The organism is Thermoactinomyces sp. CICC 10522 (assembly GCF_016055075.1).
GTDB lineage: Bacteria > Bacillota > Bacilli > Thermoactinomycetales > Thermoactinomycetaceae > Thermoactinomyces_A > Thermoactinomyces_A daqus.
The window spans coordinates 1-938 of record NZ_JAECVY010000062.1; the positions used below are offsets into that span (position 1 = coordinate 1).

1 protein-coding gene is annotated in these 938 nt (G+C 36.5%); it reads left to right on the forward strand.

Going from position 1 to position 938, the window contains the following annotated elements; genetic code table 11:
* Window positions 1-400: hypothetical protein (locus tag I8U18_RS17590; protein WP_232336456.1), on the forward strand; the 400-nt coding region annotated here is incomplete at its 5' end.
* Window positions 401-938: the final 538 nt, after the last annotated feature.

Below are 938 nucleotides of genomic sequence, written 5' to 3' on the forward strand. Positions count from 1 at the left end.
CATCACAAAATACGCTAAGGAAACCATGGATTTCAGATTGATGAAAAATATCGTATACGGAGATGGAACGAAGAAGACAACTTACACAGGAGAGATTCCCTCCGTGTATGATGTATTAAAAAATGGTGGGGATAAGGATTTTACATTAACTTTGTCGATCGAGATTTATGATCATCATGGGCAGTCCCAAGCCGAGATCTCCAAGTTTTTAAACGAGCTTAAAAAAATGAACTTAAACGAAGTAATTATCGAGATCTTTGTCTATGATGACAAACTTAAAACCATCTCAAAAAAAACAGACACTGATAATTATGCGATATACCGTTATAACATTTCCGGGGATATTCAAAAAATCGATATCAACAATCTGGATCAATATAAGACGGTGATTAAACATTAAGAGTAGACTCTTCATACAAAAACAACTATTGACAGAGCAGTTCGAATCGTTCTGTCCTTTTTTCTTGTTCCAAATTGATACAAGAGACCTTATTCCTCAACATGTCATGGAGTTAAAAGAGGCGATTGAAAAAGAGGGAATTTCAGCCCGAATTATATGGTATCCGTAGAAAAGAGGAATAACAATGCCAACACTTAATAAAAAAGAAATGATAATCAGTTGGAGTCACATCGACTATGGATCGAAACAATTGGGAAAAAAGGAAAAAATTATGCGTGGATGAAATAGACTTTCGCGATATAGACTTAACGAAATACCCAGTAGATCAAGCTTATATGACTGCGTGTATATTTGACGGGATGAATTTAAATAACAAAGATATGTTTGCGTCATTAATTTGTTCTTCCACATTCCGATCAGCGAATCTGGAATATGCTGATTGTCAACGCCGGGATTAAATTGACCCACTTCAGCCGGTTTAAAATTGACCCACCCCGGTGCCTCATTTAGCCTTTGAAGGTTCCCCGTAAACTCCACT